1 pseudogene is annotated in these 259 nt (G+C 56.8%); it reads left to right on the top strand.

Annotated elements, in window-relative coordinates:
• Positions 1-259: pseudogene (locus KVT11_RS20160) on the top strand (collagen-like protein); the annotation flags it as partial.

The following is a 259-nucleotide window of genomic DNA, read 5'->3' as shown; positions in this document are numbered from 1 at the left end:
GTGCGACTGGAGTTACTGGAGATACTGGGCCTACCGGTGCTACTGGACTAACTGGTGTTACCGGACCTACTGGTGCAACTGGAGATACTGGCCCTACGGGAGCCACTGGTGTAACTGGAGATACCGGTCCTACTGGTGCCACCGGAGTTACTGGAGCTACTGGTGATACCGGGCCTACTGGTGTAACTGGAGATAACGGACCTACTGGTGCCACCGGAGTTACTGGAGCTACTGGAGATACCGGGCCTACTGGTGTGAC

The sequence above is a fragment of the Bacillus sp. GbtcB10 genome, assembly GCF_019091365.1.
GTDB classification, from domain to species: domain Bacteria; phylum Bacillota; class Bacilli; order Bacillales; family Bacillaceae; genus Bacillus; species Bacillus altitudinis.
Note: the sequence above shows the minus strand (reverse complement) of the source record. Positions and strands in the feature narration are given on the sequence as shown.